The organism is Stieleria maiorica (assembly GCF_008035925.1).
In the GTDB taxonomy this organism is placed as follows: domain Bacteria; phylum Planctomycetota; class Planctomycetia; order Pirellulales; family Pirellulaceae; genus Stieleria; species Stieleria maiorica.
The window spans coordinates 540,739-561,808 of the sequence record NZ_CP036264.1; the positions used below are offsets into that span (position 1 = coordinate 540,739).

Annotated in this window: 12 protein-coding genes; 1 reads left to right on the top strand and 11 read right to left on the bottom strand. The window is 60.6% G+C overall.

Annotated elements, in window-relative coordinates:
- Positions 1-86: 86 nt before the first annotated feature.
- On the bottom strand, positions 87-6,329 hold the full coding sequence (locus Mal15_RS01695; protein ID WP_167546579.1) for a lamin tail domain-containing protein: 6,243 nt from the start codon (positions 6,327-6,329) through the stop codon (positions 87-89).
- A gap of 296 nt (positions 6,330-6,625) precedes the next feature.
- Between Mal15_RS01695 and Mal15_RS01700 the strand changes: the two genes are divergently transcribed.
- Positions 6,626-8,473 (top strand): M64 family metallopeptidase, encoded by a 1,848-nt coding sequence (locus Mal15_RS01700; RefSeq protein WP_167546580.1) that lies wholly within the window; start codon positions 6,626-6,628, stop codon positions 8,471-8,473.
- Positions 8,474-8,528: 55 nt separating this feature from the next.
- On the opposite strand, the gene Mal15_RS01705 is transcribed toward Mal15_RS01700, so the two are convergent.
- From Mal15_RS01705 to Mal15_RS01750, 10 genes are all read right to left on the bottom strand, one after another.
- Entirely contained in the window at positions 8,529-9,302 is a 774-nt protein-coding gene (locus tag Mal15_RS01705) for a GAP1-N2 domain-containing protein (RefSeq protein ID WP_147866162.1), read from the bottom strand.
- A gap of 5 nt (positions 9,303-9,307) precedes the next feature.
- The gene (locus Mal15_RS01710) at positions 9,308-10,216 is read right to left on the bottom strand and encodes a TRAFAC clade GTPase domain-containing protein (RefSeq protein WP_147866163.1); all 909 of its coding nucleotides are present in this window, start codon (positions 10,214-10,216) and stop codon (positions 9,308-9,310) included.
- 88 nt (positions 10,217-10,304) lie between these two features.
- On the bottom strand, positions 10,305-11,351 hold the full coding sequence (locus Mal15_RS01715; protein ID WP_147866164.1) for a formylglycine-generating enzyme family protein: 1,047 nt from the start codon (positions 11,349-11,351) through the stop codon (positions 10,305-10,307).
- A gap of 15 nt (positions 11,352-11,366) precedes the next feature.
- On the bottom strand, positions 11,367-12,257 hold the full coding sequence (locus tag Mal15_RS01720; protein ID WP_147866165.1) for a hypothetical protein: 891 nt from the start codon (positions 12,255-12,257) through the stop codon (positions 11,367-11,369).
- Positions 12,258-12,304: 47 nt separating this feature from the next.
- The gene (locus Mal15_RS01725) at positions 12,305-13,990 is read right to left on the bottom strand and encodes an FHA domain-containing protein (protein WP_147866166.1); all 1,686 of its coding nucleotides are present in this window, start codon (positions 13,988-13,990) and stop codon (positions 12,305-12,307) included.
- Positions 13,987-15,642 (bottom strand): response regulator, encoded by a 1,656-nt coding sequence (locus Mal15_RS01730; protein ID WP_167546581.1) that lies wholly within the window; start codon positions 15,640-15,642, stop codon positions 13,987-13,989. Before Mal15_RS01730 ends, Mal15_RS01725 begins: the two co-directional genes overlap by 4 nt.
- Positions 15,643-15,724: 82 nt before the next feature.
- Positions 15,725-18,748 carry a hybrid sensor histidine kinase/response regulator gene (locus Mal15_RS01735; RefSeq protein WP_147866168.1) on the bottom strand — a complete coding sequence of 1,008 codons (3,024 nt, stop codon included), beginning with the start codon at positions 18,746-18,748 and terminating at the stop codon, positions 15,725-15,727.
- Entirely contained in the window at positions 18,745-20,160 is a 1,416-nt protein-coding gene (locus Mal15_RS01740; protein ID WP_199773797.1) for a methyl-accepting chemotaxis protein, read from the bottom strand. The genes Mal15_RS01735 and Mal15_RS01740 overlap by 4 nt, the downstream gene beginning before the upstream one ends.
- Positions 20,157-20,702: a chemotaxis protein CheW gene (locus tag Mal15_RS01745; RefSeq protein WP_147866170.1), complete on the bottom strand. Its 546-nt coding sequence runs from the start codon at positions 20,700-20,702 to the stop codon at positions 20,157-20,159. Before Mal15_RS01745 ends, Mal15_RS01740 begins: the two co-directional genes overlap by 4 nt.
- A 32-nt stretch (positions 20,703-20,734) precedes the next feature.
- Positions 20,735-21,025 (bottom strand): hypothetical protein, encoded by a 291-nt coding sequence (locus tag Mal15_RS01750; protein ID WP_147866171.1) that lies wholly within the window; start codon positions 21,023-21,025, stop codon positions 20,735-20,737.
- Positions 21,026-21,070: the final 45 nt, after the last annotated feature.

The following is a 21,070-nucleotide window of genomic DNA, read 5'->3' on the forward strand; positions in this document are numbered from 1 at the left end:
CAAGTATGGTTCGACGGTGCGACGGATTCAATCAAGTTCACGGCCGGCCAGTGAGTCCGGTCAGTGGGGCCGGCCAGTGAGTCCGGTCAATGCGGCATGGTGCGGAGGAACCGCAGGCCGAAGCGACCGTAGTCCTGGCCGTCGACGTCGCCGTCACCGTCGAAATCCAGATCCGGATCGAACGCCGGGTCGCCGGACTGACGCAGAAAAGTCGCTCCGAATCGTCCGTAGTCCTGACCGTCGACATCGCGATCTCCGTCGGTGTCACCGTAGTGTCGGAAAAAGGCATCCGAGTCGGACTGGCCGAATCGATAGTCCGCCGCCATGCGGACATCGTCGGCTGTGGTTTGGACCTTCGACGCAACGATGGTCAATTGATAGGTCCCGTCGACCAGCGAGTTTCCGCCTTCGGCGCGAGTGACCACCATGGGGCCGGGGGCGAACGTGATCACAGCAACGGTCTTGTTTCCGATGTGCTGGGCGGTCACTTGCAGATTCTCCACCGCCGTGCCGGAGGACCGCTGGGAAACCACAAATGACGATGCATCGACGTCGACTTCTTGGTCGAACGTTACCGTGATGCTGGTGACCGACGATCGTGAGGCGGATCCGTCGTTGATGGCGATCGATTCGACGGTCGGCCGCCCGGGAATCATTCCGGGGGTTGGCGTTTCACCGACCCAGCTATCGTGATAATTCCCCAGCGTGCTTGCGGCGAGTCGTTGTAATGACGGACCATTGCCGTCGGCTTCGGTCGGCCAGGGCGACAGATCGTCGTAGAACACTTCATCGACCATCACGCGCGGTGTCAGCGACGGATCATCGGCCGGCGGGGTATCGGGGGCCTGTAATTTGATCACGCCGTGGCTGTTGCTCAGTGAGCCGGAAAAGGGACCGTCGATGCGAACACCCGCGTCGATTCCATACTGCTGCCGCAGCGCCGCCAGCTTGTTCGTGTTGACGGCGAGTGTCGGATCGAAGGAAATCAGCACCACGGTTTCGCCCGGTGCCATTTGATCGTCGGCCGCAAAGTCAAAGTCCCCTTCGCCGCGCAGTCGCCAGTTTTCCAGGTCGATCGTGATCGCCGATGCGTTGTGCAGTTCGATGAACTCCAGGTCTTGTTCGCTGAGGAACGGATCGATCGCGAGCGCCGCGGCGGTCGGTGGTGCCGGGTGATAGTTGATTTCGGAAACCACAATCGGGGACGTCTGGAACGTGCCGTTCAGCATGCCCAGGGAGCGATTGGCCAGTGGAACCAATCGACCGGCGGAACCGGGAATCAGCCCCTGAGAAACACCGTTGAAGGTGGCGTCAAATCGGGCGTGGTCTTCCAACCCCGTCGGTTCGTTGCCATCGCCGGTGAACAGCCAAACGGAATCACCGTCGGATCCGCTGAGTGCGAACGGGATCAGGCTTTGGGCATTTGGCAGCGGTGGGTTGAAATCCGCTTCGTCGAACAACATGTATCCGCCGGCTTGGATCGTGGTCCCGGCGGGGATCTTGTATTTTTTCGGTGTCGCGCCGTCATCGCTGAGGAACCAACCACCGATGGCGATCTCCGATGCGGTGGGGTTGAACAACTCGATCGCATCATGGAGCGGGGCATCGGTGTGCGCGAGGACTTCGTTGATCTCGATTCCGAACGGCCGCTGTTCGATCGATCCGGGAGTCCCGCCGAATTCAACGCTGCCGCGGTAGTGGTATGGTTTTCCCGTTTCGGAGACGGGAACATCGGCAGGGTTTTCAAGCACGAGGGAGCCCCCGACGCCATCGGCCCATTTGGGCCAGGGGTCGCCCGTGCCGTAGTTGACATCGGCGATTTCCTGGCCGCTGGCGTCCTCAATTCGAATCCGCTCGCCGCCGTTGGACAGCTTGCCGGAGTATTGGCCGACAATCCGGTCGGGATCCACGTTGGGGTAGGCGGCGGTGAATTGAGCGATGTCGTGCACCAGCAAGACGGACTCGCCCGGCAACAGCGTCGTGCCGACGGGGATGGTGAAGGGCAAACTGGGGCCATCGGTCACGGTGACTCCGTCCAGATCGATCGTCACGGCGGTGTCGGCCGACGTGATGTTTCGCAGTTCCAGGTACTCCGCATCGCCGTCGACGGCGGGGTCATAATTGATTTCCGTCAGACGCAGATTCGAGGGCGAGGCGGGAACGTTCAGCACTTGGAAAAACGCGTCACTGAGTGCAGACCACTGGGCGCCGTCGCCGAGCGTCCGCGCCTTGACCCGAGTCGATTCGGTCAGTGGGATCGGAGATGCGTTTTGACGGCTGACGATCAATTCGGCGTCGAACGTGATGTCGCTGCTGGTTCCGGACACCTGGTGCACTTCGGCGGCAATCAGGTTGACGCCGTTGTGCAGCAGCGCGGGGTCGATCGAAAACTCATACCACGTGCTTTCGTCTCCGCCGCCGACCACCCCGCTGGCCGTTGTGGCGGAGGTCAGTGGCCCGGCGGGCAGGTTGTTTCGCACGGCTTCGACGCCATTGATGTAGATCGCGACCCCATCATCGCGGCGAACCCGTAGCGTGGCCGTCGTCAAGTTGCCGCCTGACAGGTCCGCGTTGAAGCGTCGGCGAAAGTACGTGGTGATGTGTTTGTCGGACGAATTGCCACCGAACGATACCACGGTGGCTTCATCGCCGTCGCCGTACCCCAGTTCGGACGGGCCGCTTTTCCACGACTGGTCTTCAAAGGCCATCGACGCCCAGTTGGCGGGCGGTTGGGTGCCATCGTCCAGGTAGTTCCAAGTGTCTCCTGAATTGACCACCGTCACGTCGACCTGCATCGGGTCATACACCTGCGCGTCGGGGTGGATCCCGCCGCCGGCCAATCTCGGGTCGCTGCCATCGGTCGTGAAGTAGACCGACCCTTCCGTCGCATCGAACTGCATTTCGCTGTCCGTCGTGATTTGCCCGCCGTGCTGTGCGGTTCCATCGATCAGAAACCGGGGCGCATCGACACTGGGAAACAGCGGGGCGGGGACGACGACCGTGTAATCGCCCGACGCGTCTTTGAGGACCAGATTGGTGTTTCGAAATTGATCGATGACGATCGGGTTACGGGCCGTCAGATAACCGTTTCGCAATCCCGCGACGGCGTTCAAAAAATCCGCTTGCGTCAGCGGGGGATTCGTGCCGCGTTTTGCATCGCCCCAGCGAGCGGATTCGGCGATCACGGCGGTTTCGATCTTCGCCGCTTCGTGGTCCAGTTTTTCGATCAACGCGGTTTCGCTAAGCGGTCCGTCGTTGAAGAATGCCCATTGAACGGTGTCGGCAAACCGCATCCGGTACTCGTCATTGGCCATCAATTGTTGATGCAGCCATTGCGGATTGAAGTAAGCGACGCCGCCTTCGTAATTCGGCGAATTCCACGGCCCGTTGCGATTCTGGTTGACGTTTCGCATCGTGTGCTCGGCGTCATGTTGAAAGAATCGAAATCCCTCGCGTCCCGTGCGGTCACGGATCGCGAAGTAGTTGTTCGGTCGAGTGTTGCCGAGGAAGTTGGAGATCGGTGCGTCAAGGTTGCCGCCGCGCAACGTTTCGATCATGTACGCGATCAGGTTGTCCACATCCAGTAAGACCGGATAGTCCAAGTTCTCGCTGCCGTCGGGGTTTTTGCCTTGGGCACGCATGTATTGGGCGTCGTCAACAAAGGCCGGTGTGATGCCGTCGGACGCACGCGCATCGGCTTGTTCCCAGAGCAGCGTGTAGGCATCGAAGTTCCCGTCGGTGGCGATGTTCTGATAGGCCCCGCGTTCGGGCTTTAAAACGTCATAGTTCTCCGCTTTTCCGCCCAAGTACGATTCCGCGTAGTTGGCTTCGGCGCGCTCTTGGGTCTGGAACATGCCCCAGTATTGGCCGTTGAGGTAAAGATGGACCCAGGTGGATCGCGTGTAGGGCTGGCCGAGATCGCGCTGGTTGTAGCGGGCCATCACCTCGGCGACGAAATTGTTGCTCGCGTTCCCCTGGAAACTCCAGGAGTAATTCTGTGCCGTACGCAGGTCTAGCTTTTTGAATTCAGAAACCCCTTCATCCCCGTGGACCGGATAGTCCAGTACGGGGTCACCGTAGGAGCCGCGGAAGAACAATTTCAATGCGTGTTTGGGGTTGTTGTTACTGCGGCTGAAACCGCCGCGGATTCGCAGCCCCGCGTTGACTTGGAAACCTTCGCCACCGTCGGGATTCAACCATTCGGCCGATGCGGGGCGTTCCCAGTCTCGCCCGTCTTGCTGGGCGTTGGCATAGATGCCGATCGTCGGGTCAAACAGATAGTCCAGGTCGGTCGTCAACGAGAGCGTCGGCAACGCCAGGAGTGCCTGTTTCACCGCTGCGGCACCTTCCGCGGCGATCACATCGGGATCCATGCCGTAATCGACGACATTGCCGCCCCAAGTCGCCGGCCAACCCGGCGGCGGCGATCCGTCACCGGATTGGTTCAACACGTCATCGAGGAACAGATAGGTCCGCGTCACGCTGGGTAAGGACACATAATCGGTCGCCACCGCGATCGCGCGTAAGGTGGTCGTCGTGCTGACGGGGATCGGTGCGGTGTAGACCGTCCCATGGGTCGCACTCGGTTCGCTTCCGTCGGTGGTGTAGACGATCTGAGCGGCCGCATCCGGTGACGCCAGAGTCACCATTTGGGGCGTGTCGTAAAAGCCGGCCGGCAGGTCGATTGCAACCCGTTGCAGGACGCCCAGCACAGGATCCCGATTCAACTCTCCGGGGGTCGGCGTCGCAAAGTAGCTGGGTGTCTGATCGAGCAACCGTGTGCTGGTCAATTCCGGGTACACCAGGAAACTCGGATCCAGACTCGAATGGTTGAGGCCTTGGATGGCCAACACGTTGGTGCCCGTTTGGACCGCAGCGGCGGCCCCATCGTCGAGCACCCATCGGGTCGGTTGCAGCACGTCGGAGCTTTGGCGCGATTGCGTAGCCGCCGAGTTGAACGCCGGTGTCGACGGGGCGTTGGCCCGCGTCACTTCCACACCGTTGATGAACGCGACGAATCCGTCGTCATGACGCATGTTCAGCACCAACGACTCGATCAAACTTGCGTCCGCGACGTCGAATTCGACACGCACATACGCCGACGCGTTGATTCCCAACATCGATGCGGCCACATCGGTCGCGACCCAGGGGCTTTGACCGGAAACGTAGGGCGTAAATGCAGCAATGCCACCGTTGTCGACGTCACCGACCAGATCGAACACGCCCGAAAATGACGCGTGCGCCCCGGCTGCGGCAAACAGTTCCACGCTGGCGCCCCCGGCGGCCTCGAACATGACCAACCGCACTTCGTACTGACCGGGCTGGACAAGGTCGAACGTGTTGATCGTGTCGTTGGCGGCACGTGGGTTGGGAAACGAACTGCTGTACTCGACCCCATCTTTGGAAAGCGTCAATCCGAAGCCGTCGTCGCTATTGACGCCGAAGGACCATGGGCCGGCGTTCGGGATGTCGATCGTGGTGGTGGCTTCGATGACGAAATGATTGAAATCTTCGCCGACCGTTTGTGTGGGAAAGGCCAGGTCATTTTCGAATCGACCACCTCCGCCGGTGCCCAGAAAATTGATGACGTCGGTTCGCTCGGTGACAGACAGCGATTGGTATTGCGGGGTCGCAAGGACGTCTTCGGCGATCGCCAACGTGTTGACAGCACCGTCAAAATTACCCGAGGCCTGTGCTTTGACGTAGCGGACATCGAAGCCCGGTTGGATGACGCCAAAACCCACGCCGACCGGTCCGTCGATCCAGGTGTCGTCATTGAACGTCGGTTGCTGCCACGTGTCGCCCAGTGCACCATCGACCGGCACCAAGGTTTTGGCCGCGCTGCCGGACCGGACCAGGTCTTCGGTGACAAACTGCAACCCGTAAGAAACATTGGTGCTTTGATCAGGGTACTCTGGTGCATAGTCGTTGGCGACGACACCCTGGGGATCCACCAGCGCCAGGTATTCCCCGCCTCGATTGAGTTCAAAATCGGTGTGCAACTCGTCACCGGCGACGGCGCGATCTTTCCCCGAGGCGAACACGACAACCGTCTCGGTCGGGCCGAGTATCGTGTTGGGAAACGTCCAGCGGTCCAGTCGGTCGGCGTCATCGGTCAGATGCCAACCGGCCAGATCAAAGGTCGTGTTCGTCGGGTTGTAGACCTCAATCCAATCGCTGCTGTCGCCATCGGAATCTTCTAAACCACCGGAATTGGCAGCCAGGAATTCGCTGATCACCGGCGTGGCGGCCAAGACCCGCCGTGACTCCAATCGCTCGGCCAGCAGGCGTCGTTTTCGGTGCCAGGATCGGTATCGCGTTGGATTCACCCGGATCGGAGTCGCTGAAGATCGGAGGCGGTCGGAGACTCGCCCGAAACGATGAAAAGGCACCATGGAGACCGTAAGGCGGGCGGAATGGAGGGATAAGTGCAATTGCAGCGGTCCGATCGTAGCTGCCGGCACCCCCCTTTTCAACGTGCACCCCCGCAGCGGGAGTGGTGTTGCACCCCGAGCCATAGGAAAGGTAAACCATCGGACCGCAGCGGTTTTGTTGCGATGAACCCCAGGTGGCAATTGAGACGAATAGGATGTCGTCGAGGTTTCCCCGAGCCACGTTTTTCCCCATGTCACGTTCCTTCCACCGACCGACCATCGTGCGTCATCGACGAACAAGCCGATTGCGTTTGCATTTTGAGCCGTTGGAAGCGCGGCGATTGTTGGCCGCCGGGTTCTCGTCCGGCGAATCCATCGATCCAGCAACTGCGCCTCCGATCGAGTCCACCGCCATCGGTGCGGACCGTTGGAAAATCGGACCGTTTGAACCCCAGGTGCAATTGAGTTTGCCCGCGGGCGATTCATCACCGTCTCAAACGACGGGGTTTGACACCGTGCTTGACAACGGCCCATCGGACAACCGCGTGGACCTCGTGATTCTCGGTGACGGGTACACGGCGTCACAGATCGACACGGTCTATGCGAACCACGTCAATGGAATGCTGGAGTACCTGTTCAATGCGGGGCAGGATCCGTACCCGCGCTATGCAAACTTTTTTAATGCCCATCGGATCAACACGGTCTCCAATGAATCTGGGGCGGATCAGCCACCCAACGAGATCTTTGTCGACACGGCGTTTGATGCTTATTACTTTTGTGGCAACATCGAACGGTTGATTTGTATCAACAACACGAAAGCCAACAACGCCAAGAACACGGCGCTCGCCGGCGCAGGTTTCAGCGCCGAAATGCAGTTCGTTTCGGTGAACGATTCCAAGTACGGTGGCAGTGGCGGCAGCTACGCTGTGTTTGCCGGTGCCAACAGTTCGGCCAACGAGCTGGCATTGCATGAAGTCGCGCATTCGTTCAACAACTTGGCCGATGAATACGGCGGGTCGCCCAATTACACCGGGTCGGAGCCTCCCGAGGTCAACGTCACGACGGATCCGCAAGGGAGTAAGTGGCAACGTTGGCTGGGATACGACCAGCCCGGCATCGGCACGATCGATACCTACGAGGGTGCCCGATACTTCGATCAAGGCATCTTTCGTCCGTCGCACAATTCAAAGATGCGAAATCTGGGACGACCCTTCGATGCGGTCAGCCGCGAGAAGATCATCCTGGACATTTACGAATTGGTGGATCCCGTCGATGATTGGCTGGACAACACCCAAACGATCCGAGGCATTGCGCCGGAGGTCTGGGTGCGGGCGGTCGACTTGGACGTCCAGGACATTCAATGGTCGGTCGACGGCGTCGAGGTGTTCGGCGCGACGGACGAAAGCTTCAACTTGCGCGACGCCGGATTCGCACCCGGCAATTATGACGTTTCGGTGCGGGTTTATGATCCGACCGATTGGGTGCGGCATCAATCATCGAAACTGGAACAAACGATCCACTGGACGGTGCAGGTCCAATCGCCGCCCCAGGTGCAAAGCGTCCAGGTCAATGGTGGCGATCCGAGTCGGTCGCTTGTGACGTCGATCCAGGTCACATTTGACACCTTTGTCGATGTCTCGGCATCGTCGTTTCTTCTGTCCAATCGCCAGAGGCAGCAAGGAATCGAGTTGGAGGTCACGACGTCATCGACGGCGACCGGCACGGTGGCCGACTTGAGATTCTTGCCTGGCAATTCGGTGCTTCAGCGTCAGGCGACCGGAACGCATTCGCTGGTCGATGGCAATTACACCTTGCGGGTCATCGCGTCGGCGGTCACGACAACCGTCGGCGATCATCCGATGCCGGAGGATGATTTGTTCGGTGATCAGGCGGCCGACGCGTTGTTTCGATTGTTCGGCGACCGGGATGGCGACCGCGATGTCGATGGACAAGACTACGGGCGGTTCGGACAAACGTTTCTGCAATCGGCGACAAGCGACCGATTCGATCCCTGGTTTGACGAAGACGGCGATGGCGACGTCGATGGCCAAGATTACGGTCGATTGGGCCAACGGTTCCTAAAGACGATCCCGTTTTAGCGGCCCGGCGGGCGGCCCGGCGGGCGGCCCGGCGGGCGGCACGTCGGCGGGCACGTCACTTGGTTTCGACGAGCACGCGTGCGACGTCGATCGGGACGATGCCGGATCGGTCCAGTTCCTTTTGCAGTTTGGGTGACATCGGGTCTTGCGTGACTTGAACACGAAAGTCGCGTCGGCTGGAAGGTTTCAGGCCACAGGCAAAACTGGTTTCGCTGCGTTCCTTGGGTGTCAATTGGTCGAGCACCAGTGTCAAGATCGGTAGCGGATCACATTTCCCGACGATCATCACTTTGCGATTGTCGCGCAGCAGGCTGACGGTTTCGCGAGCGATCCAGTTGACCGCATGTCCCGGCAGCAGTGCCGGTTTGGAATCCGTGAAATCGCTGGTCGGTTGCTGCAGCGACAGCGGGCGTGCGGTCAGCGTCACCGTGGGCAGGGTTTCGTCCTGGTCCATCCGCAGGATCAGGTTCCCCAGCGCCAGCGCCGTGCGGGCGGTGTCGACGGCGTGGAACTCGTAGGCGACGAGTTGTTTTCGGGTCATCACCAGCGCGCTGGTAACCACCGCCAACCCGCCTCGTCCGCTGTATTCGGGGCCGCCGTGGACGCTGCGGGCGACGGCATAGAAATAGTCCGACAGCGGAAAGAAGCTCAATCCCCAGGCGTCTTGGGCGGCGGCATCGCCGGCCACCTCGAGCGAATTGTGTGACGGGGCCCACTTGCAAAACTCGCTCGACACCGTCGCATCGACACCGGGGGATTTGCCGATGATCTGGTACCCCTTCATGCGTCGCCGCTTGAGCGAACCGTAGCTGATTTGTTCGACTTGCATTTCACTTAGCTGTTCTGGATGGCCCAGTGCAAGGGTTCGATCACGCCGCGGGGCTGGATATGGAAGGGCACGCGGGCGACGCCGCCGACGTCGTTGCTGAGCAGTGCCGACGATCCGACGACGCTGGCGCTGAACACCGCATGGCGCGGGAAGTTGTGTTGGCAATAATCGAGAAAGCGGGGCATGTTGTTGGCCATGAAGCGTTTCGGATCCGCGGCCGCTTCGGGGCAGGTGTCCGACTTGGTGAAGACGACGGCGATCGCCGGGGTCAGGTCACGCGATTTGCCCAATTCCGAGAGCGATTGTTGCTGCGAGATGTACGAGCCCAGCTTCATCGCGAACAGGTCTTCCCGCGCGCCGTTGTCTCGCACCTCGGCGGAATCGCACAGCAGCAAGAAAGCCGACGTCCGTTGCACGATGTGGCCGACGGCGGGATACGTGCCCGGTTGCTCCAGTTCGGTCGCGATGGCTTCGCCGGCGAAATCCGGCGCGACAAAGTCCACCGTTTTCTCCTTGCGCTGTGACGAGTCCGTGACGACACAGTGCAGCCATTTCCAGAGGTCGGATTCATTGGGCGTCTTTTCCGGGAACCGCCGTTCTTCCAATGCGGAGACGACCTGTTCCTGAAGCTTGATCGAAAAGGCACCGTTGGGAACACCCTTCAAATCCTTGGCCCCGCCGCAGAGCATGTCCAACAGCAGCCCCAGATAGACCGTTTTTCCGGCGTTGCTGGGGCCGACCACGGAAATGAAGTGCGGTCGCGCGCGGCGTTGGGAAACCGATTGCGTGATTTCCGCCGGGGTTTGGCATTCTTCGCAATAGTCGTCCATGCTGGTCATTTGCGAATCGCAACAGACGCATGGAGGGGCGTCCTGGTAACACAACGCCGTGTTGTAGCTTTCGCTGTTACTCATGATGGTTCTTCGTCGTCAAGACGCACGTCGGGGACAAGATGGAGTCGGGGTGAATCGGTGCAGGGTCTGCGCCGGGATCGGTAAAGAATCAGCCATCGGTCGATGGCGAATCGTCCTCGCCGCAGGGGTCGAGGCCTTCGGCGGAGAAACAACATCGAAATCCGACGTTGTTTTTTCGTGACAGCAGCGACTGGGCGCTGCGGCTTTGGCAACTGGTGTGCGAATGGAAGTAACTGTCGAACGCACCGCCGCGGATCTCCGCCATGGGGTCGGTCATGTGGACCGTGATTTCTTCGGTCGCCGCCAGCAAGTATTGCGTGTTCATCCATTCCCACACGTTGCCGATCAACTGTCGAATCCCGTTGGGGGTGTTGCCGCCTTGGCACTCGTGGATCGAGACCGTGCGGTGTCGCCCCGACGCCCAGGTGTTGGCATATTGAGGGTCGAAAGAATTGCCCCAGGGGTACTTGGGTTCTTTCAACGTGTCGCTGCTGGTCGTTCCCCAGGTGCCGGCCCGCTGCCATTCGGCGCTGGTCGGCAACCGTTTCCCGACCCACTGTGCGTACGCGTTGGCTTCGTACCACGAGACGCCGACGACCGGATGCGCGAGGGTGCCTTTGGCGGGCGCGCCTTTTTCCCACTGTGCGGGTCCGGGGCGACCGGTTCTGTCGACAAACCGAAGCACCGATTCAAGGATCTGTTCGGGCCACAGAGAGATGTTTTCGTAACCGCCGTCGGCGACGAATCGCTGGTAGTCGGCGTTGGTCACACACCAGCGGTCCAAGTAAATCGCTTCGGTGTGGCTGGTTCCGATCACTTGCGGGACGAGCACGAACCCTTCGTCGGACGTCGTCGCGTACTCACCGTGCAATGTGACGTCGCCGCCGGGCACATAGGCCATGTCGTGATCGATCGCCTTCCAGGCGTACCGAAGCGAGTCCGGGTCAAAGGCAATGCCATCGATCGGGCGAACGATGTGGGCGTATTGCCGCTGACGCACCAGTTTTCGGATGTCCGGTGGTGCGTCAGGAAAATCCAGTGTCGGCGGAGGCGCCGCTGAGCCGTCGGGCTTCGCTGCGGAGAACGATGCGCGAAACACACTCAGTGGCCGGCTGAATAGGGTGGCGAATGGCACAATGGTCTCCAGCAATTAGTTCGAATGGTTACGGTTGGATTGGATGGTGCGTTGCATGCGTTTGAATTCTTCAATCTTCTGTCGCCGTGCCGCTTCGGCCCTTTCCTGGGCAGCTCTTTCCATGGCAACTCGGTCCTGGGCAGCCTGGTCACTCGTGGCCTGGCCGCCGCCTTGGTGATCGGCGACATTGGGCCGGCCGACGACGGGTTGGTTGGGCAAGACCGGGGCATTTCCGACGGGCATCACGCGAGCGGTTGCGGTGCCATCGCCGGCGAGAGTGTTAGGTGTTGCGCACACCGGAACGTTGACACTGACCGGTGGAGGAGCCGCCGGCATTTGGCCTTGTCCGGGCGGCTGGCCTTGTCCGGGCGGTGGCGAAGGTTGCACGCCTGTTTGCGGCGCGGCGGCGGGGGCGACGTTGGTTTTCGCAGCGATCGGCGAGGGCGGATTGACCGGCACGCCGGCAACGGGAGCGACGGGGGTTGCGACGACGGGGCCGACGCCCGAATTGCTCCCCCCGGTCGCCGCGGCACGCGCGCCTTGAATCGCCTTGCGGCGTTCGGATTCGACCTCCAACCAGGCTTCGGTCAGCCGTTTGGACTGGTCCCGCAGTCCTTCCTCCTTGGCGGCGGTCCGCTTGCTCCATTCCGTTTTCTGCTGGTCCAGTCGTGCGATCGCGCCGGCCAGCAGGGACTCGCGTTCGATCAGCTGACTCGACCGGTGAATCAGTCGACGAATGCGACCGATCCATCCCCTGGTGAAATGTTCAACGTCAAAGACGATGGAACCGATCGCTTCGGCTTGCGAGTGATCCGGCGGCGCACTCGAATGGGATTGGCCCGCGACCGGCAAGTCGTTTCCGACTGCCAGACCCGGCGGGGCAAACGGTTCGTTTCGATCGGTCATATCGATTCAGGGTTTGGGATTGCTACGACAAAGTCTGCAGGAGCGGATCAATACTCGTCATCGACGCGTTTCCAGAGATTGGAGATTCTCCCCAACAGTGATTCTCCCTTCTGTTCTCGCTCGATCTTTTCTTCTTCGTGGATTTCACGAAGATGCTGTCGCAGTGCTTGCAGCTTGTAGGTGAATTCACCGTCCGGATGATTCGGAGCGGCGGCGTCGGAGTCGATTTCCTGGAGCTGTTTGGAAAGCTGGAATCGCATCCGCGAGACCGACGCTTTCTCCTGGGCCAATTCGGCACGCAGTTCCTGGAGCGATTCCGGTTCTTCGGTTTGCAGCCGTTCGATCTGGCGATTCAAACTGACGCACTGTTTCTGTGATTCTTCGAGTGCGGTTTGCAGTTCGGCGTTCTGTTTCTGCAGTTTTTTCAGCGTTTCATCCGGGACGATCTCGCCGACCGAGGCTTGCCCATAGCGTTTGGCGGCGACGTGCAACTGCTGTTGAATCTCGTCGCGTTCCTGGTTGGCCGCCTCCAAACGATCACGAAGCGCATCCTGCTCGGCTTGCCATTCGGATTCACGTTCGCCGATCCGCTGTTCGATTTCGCCGACCCAGTTTTCCAGACAGCTGCGTTCTTCGCGTTCGGCCTGGTTTTGGATTTCGGCGGTCTGCAACAGCTCCTGTAGCGTGGAGACGCGTTCGTCGTGCTCGGCCAATTCGGCGAGCAGGTCGTCGACGCGGCCGACCAATTCGTTGCCGCCGAAATCATCGTCGGTCGAACGAGGTTTAGACGACACGGCGGAGGGATCGGCGTCGTTGCCCAGTCCTTCCAACGCGGCCAATTGCTCGTCGCGTTCAGCCAGCTGAATGCGCAGGTCTTCGATTTCGGATTTCAGCAACTGGACGATCTCGGCGTCCACTTCATCGTCTTCAAACGCGGAAGGATCCCAGTCGAGATCATCGGCGGTGAAGTGGTTCGGCGCGAAATCGTCGTCCAGCGACGCATCCTCGGATTCCGCGGCGGCGTCGTTGATTTTCGACACGACCTCGGTTTCATCGACGGTCAGCGCGTCCGGCGCGGGCGCGTCCGGCTTCGGTGCTTCCGGCTTTGGTGCGTCCGTCTTTACCGCGTCCGACTTTGACGTGACGTGCTCCGTCGCGGCCGCTCCAGACGCCTCGGTCACTGCCTCGCCGGAATCGCCATCGCAGGGTGCGGCGGTCGGTTCGACGAACGCGTCGCTGAGTCGCCCGCCGGTTTGCGGGGCGAGCGGAGTCGGGGCCGCTGTCGGCGGGCTGACTGGGAGAGGATCATCGTATCCCAAGGTTTCCATACCCACCGATTCTTCTCGTTCGGCCTCGGCGGTTTTCGCAGCCAGTTCAAGGGCTTTGCGTTGGGCATCCTTTTGGCCGCTGGGTCCACCGACCAATTCCAAGGTGACGGATCCGATGACGATTGAATCCCCGACCTGAATCTCGGTCTTGTCGTCGATCGCCACACCGTTGATCTTGGTTCCGGCGTCGGACGCCCAATCTTGGATGGAGACGACGTCGTCATTGACGTCGACCAGGCAGTGGATTTCGGCAACCTTGTCGCCTTTGATTTGGATCCCACAGGACGAGCTTTGTCCGATAAAGACGCTTCGGCCCTCTTCCAACGCATGGTCGATCGGCGAGGCGCTCTGTCGTGTCAGGCGGATCTTGAATCCCGCCAGGGTGGCTTGCGTCGATCGAATCATGACAGGGTCTCCGCGACAGGGGTCTCTAAATCGGTCGCGACCACGGCGGGGGCGGAGGCGGTCGGCGAGGCATCTTGCGGGGCGTCCTCGTTGGGCGAGTCGACGACCGCAATGGAATCCAGTTCGTTCATCGTTTGAATCAGGGTGTCGCACGTGTAAGGAGAATGGAGCAGCCGATCGGGGGTGAATCCCAGCAGCTTTTTCCAGGGGACGTTGGGGTCGTCGACGACCTTGGCCGGGGCCAGCACGATTTTTCGGGCGTCTCCGAATGCCTCGCGGGCCGACGTGTACGCTTCGCGAATGGCGTCGCAACCTTGTGGCGTGTCGATCCCGAAGAAGACCGCATCGGGTTTGGTTCGCTTGACCAGCAACTGCAACGTCAAGGTGTCGCGGACGATCTTGCCGACGAATTTGCCGGACGCTTGTTTCAGTCCGCCGCGGAGCTGTGCGGCGGCAACGGCGTTGGTTTCATAAGCGATGTATTTGCCTTCGCTTTCATCGCGACGCGACTCCAGGATGTCTGCGGCGACGAAGCCGGACAGGACGCGTCGCACTTCATCGCGGTCCCATCCGAGTCGTTTCTGCAGCTCATCGACCGAACGTGGTTCGCTCAACAGATTCATGACCTTCATGTGCTTGGCCGACAAACCGGCGCGGTCCAAGTTTTGTCCGCGGATGGCGCGGCGGACATAACGCAGCGCCGAATCGTCGGCCTGGATCTCGGACAGATCGCAGTGCAGGGCGTGTTCGACCAGCAATCCCATCAAGCTGACTTCCAGCGGCAGATCGCGTTGCAGCGAGGGGAAGTTGGACGTCGCACGGAACTGGTAGCCTTTCAACGGCCGTTTCATGGCCAGCCCGATCAGCATCGCGGCTTGGAAACGCAACAGCTTTGCCGTCAAACGGGGGTCCAGGACGCGTTTGTCCATCAATTGCACGAAGCCGTCGAATTCGGCCGTGCCACGTCCGGCGATGGTCAATCGCAAGACTTCGGCAAGGCTTTGCAACGAATCGGGCAGCCGTTCGACGACCATCTGGGTCTCGTCGGGTTGCAGCCCGGTGGCGCTGATTCCCTGGACGCGTCCACGATCCAGATAGATCCACAATCGCAGGCGTTCGGCTTCGACTTCCAGCACGCCTTGTTTATGGCCGTTGTTGAGAAAGTCGACGACTTCGCGAATCCCGAACACCGAGAATCGGCCGGCCAGATCGGGCTCGGAGGTCTCGCCGATGATCTCCGGGACGGCGGACCCCTTGGTCTGGGATTCGACAATCATCGCGGCGGTTTCGATCGCGTTTTCGACCGTGGTCCGCAACAGGTTTTCGGTGTAGGGCTTGGGCAACATGTCGACCACGTTGTCCAGATCGGCGTACTCCACATAGGCCTTCTTTCGAAGCGTCGAGCTGACCACGACGGGGATCGATTTGAGCGTCGATGACGCGGCCAGTTGTTGGCAGACTTCAAAGCCGGTGGTTCCCGGCAGTTGGTGGTCCAGCAGAATCAGATCCGGCCGGATTTCTTCGGCCAATTGCAAACCGTCTTCGGCCGTCGGCGCCAGCGTGACCGCATAGCCGGCCGGACTCAGGTGTGTATCGACCAACTTGCGAATGGTGGCACTGTCATCAATGACCAGGACTTTTTTTTCGGCCATGAAACTGATTCCTCTGTGACGGAAAAAGAACGAGTGTTGAATAGGGTCTTCGGTTCGGGCAACGCGCCGCGGTCGGAAGAGCTCAATGGTGGTCTGGGGATGGGGTTGCCCAATCGAGTGATGCGACGACATCGTCGAATCGTTCGGGCGTGAGTGGTTTTTGGATGTACTCCATTGCGCCGAACTGGCGGGCCTGCTTGCCCGCAGTCTCAAGGCTGCGGCTGCTGATCACGATCACGGGGGTCGACGCCAATTTCGGATCGCCCTTGATCGTTTGCAGCAATTCCAGCCCGCTCATCCGCGGCATGTCGATGTCGCTGAACACGGTGACAAAGTTGTCTTTGGACAGCATCTCGATCGCCGCCTGGCCGTCGTCGACCTGGATGACGTTGACCGGGTACTTGGCCAGTGCACGTGTCACTCGAAGCCTTGCACTTTTTGAATCATCGACCACCAAGATTTTGGGTAAATCTTTGTCGGCGGGGCGCTTTTCCGAAGGCACCGGCAGAACAACTTGGCGACCACCTTTGGAAGCCTCGGCCAATCCACGCGGGTCCAGCAGCAGGACGACTTCTCCCATTCCCGAAAGCGTCGCACCGATGCACAGCGGATGTGATTTGAGCATCGGAGGCATCGGCCGGACGACGACCTCTTCCGGTCCCAGGACTCGGTCGACCAGCAGCGCGAAGTCGCCTCCCGTTTCGCCCTCGACCGAAGCCGCTCCGCTGGCGAGTTCAATGATCGCACGGCGCGAGTGGTCGCCCTGGGCAAGGCGATCGTTGCCCGACAGCGACAGGATTTCATTCAAATCGATCGGCGAATACTCGGGGTCAAACTCGCCGGTGCGGCGGACCGACTGGGCCGGCAAGGCGAACAGCTGTCCCGCCGATCGGAACACCATCGCGTGTTGAATCATCGACGGCAGCGGCAGCGACAATCGGATCGTCGAACCGGTTCCGTGCTGCGAGTCGACTTCGACCCATCCCCGCATCCTTTCCAGCGTCGATGCGACGACGTCCATCCCGACGCCGCGTCCGGAGAGTTGGTTGGCGGCTTCGCGTGTCGAAAAACCGGGGTTGAAGATCAGACGTGACAGCTCGGCATGGCTGACCGACTTGTCGCCATCGATCAGGCCACGCTCGATGCCGCGTCGGCGGATCGCATCAAAGTCCAGCCCGCGACCGTCGTCACTGACTTCGATCACCAACAGGTCGGGACCCGAGTGGGCGTGAAGCCGGACCACGCCCTGGGGTGTCTTGCCGGCCGACACGCGTTCTTGCGACGTTTCGATGCCGTGGCTGACCGAGTTGCGGACGATGTGCAACAACGGCTCAAAGATCCTCTCCTGCAGTGAACGTTCGATGCCGGTGTTTTCACCGACCAACTCCACACGCACCTGCTTCTGTTCGGTGCGCGCCGCGTCGCTGATCGCACGGTGAAGCCGACGGAACAATCCGGAAACCGGCATCCGTCGCAACTGCACCAACTCCAGACGAAAGTTGCGAATGAATTGCGACACCGCCTGGTTGCCGTCAGCGACAGGGCGATAGCAGTCGCGCAACCGCTGGGCGGATTCCAGCACGTCGTTGGCGACTTCGTTCAGGTGCGAAAACGAAACGCCGTCTTCGGCCAGGACCGGGTTGGCCAAGCAGTCACCGGCCAACAACGCCTCACCTTCGTGGCTGAGCATGCGGATCCGGGTGACGCTGTGGATCAGTTCGTCGTGAATGCCCTTGAGTTCCGAGATCTCCGTGTCACGCTGGTTTCGCAGCATCACCAGTTCGCTCAGCATGTCCATCAGCCGATTCAGCTGGGACGCTTTGACGCGGACGGTTTCGTCGTCGCCGTGGCTGTCCGAAAGCGTGGTCTTTTTGGCCGCTCGCGCGGTCGGGGCCGGTTGAGCGCTGGCCGCCGACGATCCGGGTGCCGGAGAGTTTGGAGCGGGAGAGTGGGGTGCCGGAGCGCTGTGAGCCGATGCGGCGTTTGACGGCGGAGCAGAAGCGGCGGCGAGGGGTTGCGTCGTCGTCTCTTCGGCGTCATCGCCATCGACGCGTGCGCGAATCAGATCGACGTGGGGCAACAACAATTCCGGCGTGACCGGCCGACCGGCGTCTTGCGTTTGGCGAATCAGTTCCTCGACTTCATGGATGTAGTCGGCCAGATTGGACATGCCGATACTGGCCGACGCGCCCTTGATGGTGTGTAGCTCGCGGCTGATCGTTTTGATCGGGCCTTCGTCGCTCGGATCGGATTCCAGATCCAACAGCGCCTGCTCCATCGACTCAAGCCCGCGTGTCGCATCGTCCATGAAGGCTTCGCGCAGTTCGTCGTCGATTTCGATCTCGTCGACTGCGGGCATCGCGATGGCGCTGCCGCCGACTTTGATCGCATCGGTGGGATCGGCGTCGTCGTTGAGATCGGTGTTTGGAGACCGGTCCGGGAGTGATTCGGCCGATGGGGCCGGGACGTCCAGATCGTTCGCGGCAGCCGTTTCGGCGGCGGCGTCATCGGGCACGATCCCAGAGGTTTGGGCGCTCAGGCTGCGCAGCAGTTCGGCGATTTCGGCTTGAGTCGGCGCGACGACATCGGGTTCCGGGGTGGGATCTGCGTCGCCGCCGTCCCAATCACCACCGGATTCGGATCGCGCGTCTTCACCGTCTTCAAAATCGCCGTCTTCAAAATCGCTTCCTTCGAAGCCGCCGCTGGTGTCGCAGGATTCCAGTCGCAGCTCGACCGCCTCTTTCAGCAGTTCCAGTTGCTCGCGATCCAGATCGCCGGATTGATCTCCGAGCGCGACCGAACGGACGGAGTGGCTGCTTTGGACGACGAAATCGACCAACTCCAGGACGTCGGGATCATCGTCATTGAAGCCCGAGAGTGAGTGTTCGACATTGTCGGCCAGCTGGCCAAGTTTTTCGACGGTGTCTTGCAAGCACACGTCGATGTCTTCCAGACCGGCATGGGTCAGCTCGTGAAGCAAGTCGACCGCGGTGGAAAAGTCCGCCATGCGGCCGGAGTTGTCTGGTTTCGGTGCATCGCCTGATCCGGTTTCCTGAGAGAAAACGTGGTCGGTGAATGCGCCCGAGGAGGTCTCTTCGGTGCTCATTTGGCCTCCTCCGTGACGCGGGTGTTTTCATGTCGTCCGGCTTGATGTCGACCCGCGGGTTCCTGGCGACCGGCCGCATCGGGCGTCGCGTCGGCCCGTGTTTGGTTGGCCAGTTCCAACAACTGTCGTCGTTCGGCCGGGGTGACGTCCAGATTGGGATTGGTGCAGCCGCGTAGCCGATGGATGTTGGAATCGAGATCGATGGCGGTTTTCGCGAGCGACTTGATCGCCCACGAGGCGTGGTCGGCCCGTTTCCGATCGGCTTGATGGGCCGAGGCGATCGAGTCGATGCCACCGGCCAGCCCTTGCACCAGGTTTTGTTGTTGGTCGCCCTGTTGTGACAGATCCGACACGACGAACATCCCGGCCGCGGTGACCTGAGACAGCTCGTTGAGCGTTTCCCGAATGGCTTCGACCACGGCGATGTCGGATTCGACTTCGTTTTGTTCTCGGCTGAGCACGGCCAGCGAATCGGTGGTCTGCATTTCCAACGATTCGGCCAGCACGCCGATTTCGCGAGCCGAGTGCGAGGTTTGTTCGGCCAGCTTTCGGACTTCGTCGGCCACCACGGCGAAACCGCGTCCGTGCTCTCCGGCACGGATCGATTCGATCGAAGCGTTCAGGGCCAACATCTCCGTGCGGGCGGCGATGTCGGTGATGGTGCCGACGATATTGCCGATCTGGCGTGTCGGGTCGCCGAGCGAGCGAAGTTTTTTCTTGCTCGTTTCGCTGCAGCTGCGGATGCGGTGCACACCCTCGGTCAGCACGTTGGTCTTTTCGATGGCTTTGGCGACGGCTTTTTCGGCCGAACCGATTTGTTGTTGCAACTGGGCACATCGGTCGGCGACGCGTTCGACGCCGTTGGTCAGGTTTTGCAGCAGCGCGGTCGTTCGGTAGGTCGCCTCGGATTGCTTGGCGCTGTTGATGTCGGCATTGCAACGGCTGATTTCCACAACGTCTTTTTCGATCTGGCCCATCAGTTCGCTGAGCGATCGGCCGACGCCGCCGAGGACGGTCTTGAACTCACCCATGTCGGCCGAGTCGTATCCGTCGCGTCGCGACAGGCGGGACAACATGGACTGCAGCTCGCGGGCGTTTTGTCGGCTGGCGACTTCGATTTCGTCGTACCGCAACGAGGTTTGCATGACGGTGGATCCGAGTTCATCGATCTCGCGAATTCCGCTGGAGACGATGGTTTGTTGTCGCTCGACCAGCATCTTCTTCAGCTGCCCGATGCCCTTGCCGACCTTGTGTCCGAGCAATAGCGAAGCGGCACCGGCGGCTGCCAACGCGGCGACCATGACGATCGCCCACTGGTAGTGTGTCGAAAGTGATGAACCGGCCATCGCGGCAGCCGTTGCGACAACCGCGACCAGGGAGTGACTTGTCAAAAAGGTGGTGTTGGTTTTCATACGGCGTTCCACTTGGAAGCGGACGATGTGGTGGGGACGGTGGAGGGAAACGCCTGCACGGACCCATGCCATTGGTCCTCAAGCGTCTGTTGTGCGATTCGTTGCAGCCCGTTGACGTCCAAGACGCTGATGACTTTGCCGTCATAGGTTGCGGTGCCCATCAAGACCGACATGGCGTTTTCATTGCGCCAGCCGGCGTCGATATGTGTTTCGATGCCGTCGATCGCGATCACCTTGTCGATGGCGATGGCCCACGATCCGAGCGGGCACTGGATCACCAACAATTGCTTGGTGTCGGCAGCCGATCGGGCTTGGTTTCCGATCAGCGGTTCCAGATCGATGACGGGCAAAAACTCGCTGCGCAGGTTTCCGATTCCCGCCAGCGACGGGTGGCTCAGCGGCACCGGAACCACGGTCGGCATGATGGTCACCTCGCGGACGGCGGTCGCCGGCAGCGAGAACATCACGTCACCGCATCGGAAGATGCAATGCTTGTCGCTCAGGTTGGCGATTCGCGATTGATTGGAAATCACGCTTTCCATCGGAACTACTGGGGGCTGAAAAAAGGATCGGGTTACTGGGTCATTTCACGCAAGGACTTCAGCAAACGCAAAGCCTCGCTGTTCTCGTCCGCTTGCAGGGGGACTTCCTGCTCACCGGCCCGGTTCTGCTCACCGGCCTGGTTCTGCTCACCGGCCTGGTTCTGGGGGATCAGTCCGCTGACGTCGATCGTCTTGCCACTGGCTTCGGACAGCCGTTTCATGATGCCGGCGGCGAACTGATCGAGTTCGGTTTCCCATTGGTCCAGGGTTTCCAGGCTCAGCTCGAGATCGTCGTCGGTCGATAGTTCAGGGCCGGTGCTCATCGCAAACACATCAGGGCAGTGGATTCGGGACAGGGAGAAGCATTG

Excerpts from the sequence above, each read along its gene's own strand:
- Mal15_RS01720 (WP_147866165.1), bottom strand. The coding sequence starts at position 12,257 with ATGACCGATCGAAACGAACCGTTTGCCCCGCCGGGTCTGGCAGTCGGA.
- Mal15_RS01735 (WP_147866168.1), bottom strand. The coding sequence starts at position 18,748 with ATGAGCACCGAAGAGACCTCCTCGGGCGCATTCACCGACCACGTTTTC.
- Mal15_RS01700 (WP_167546580.1), top strand. The coding sequence starts at position 6,626 with ATGTCACGTTCCTTCCACCGACCGACCATCGTGCGTCATCGACGAACA.
- Mal15_RS01740 (WP_199773797.1), bottom strand. The coding sequence starts at position 20,160 with ATGAAAACCAACACCACCTTTTTGACAAGTCACTCCCTGGTCGCGGTT.
- Mal15_RS01705 (WP_147866162.1), bottom strand. The coding sequence starts at position 9,302 with ATGCAAGTCGAACAAATCAGCTACGGTTCGCTCAAGCGGCGACGCATG.
- Mal15_RS01725 (WP_147866166.1), bottom strand. The coding sequence starts at position 13,990 with ATGATTCGATCGACGCAAGCCACCCTGGCGGGATTCAAGATCCGCCTG.
- Mal15_RS01750 (WP_147866171.1), bottom strand. The coding sequence starts at position 21,025 with ATGAGCACCGGCCCTGAACTATCGACCGACGACGATCTCGAGCTGAGC.
- Mal15_RS01730 (WP_167546581.1), bottom strand. The coding sequence starts at position 15,642 with ATGGCCGAAAAAAAAGTCCTGGTCATTGATGACAGTGCCACCATTCGC.
- Mal15_RS01710 (WP_147866163.1), bottom strand. The coding sequence starts at position 10,216 with ATGAGTAACAGCGAAAGCTACAACACGGCGTTGTGTTACCAGGACGCC.
- Mal15_RS01745 (WP_147866170.1), bottom strand. The coding sequence starts at position 20,702 with ATGGAAAGCGTGATTTCCAATCAATCGCGAATCGCCAACCTGAGCGAC.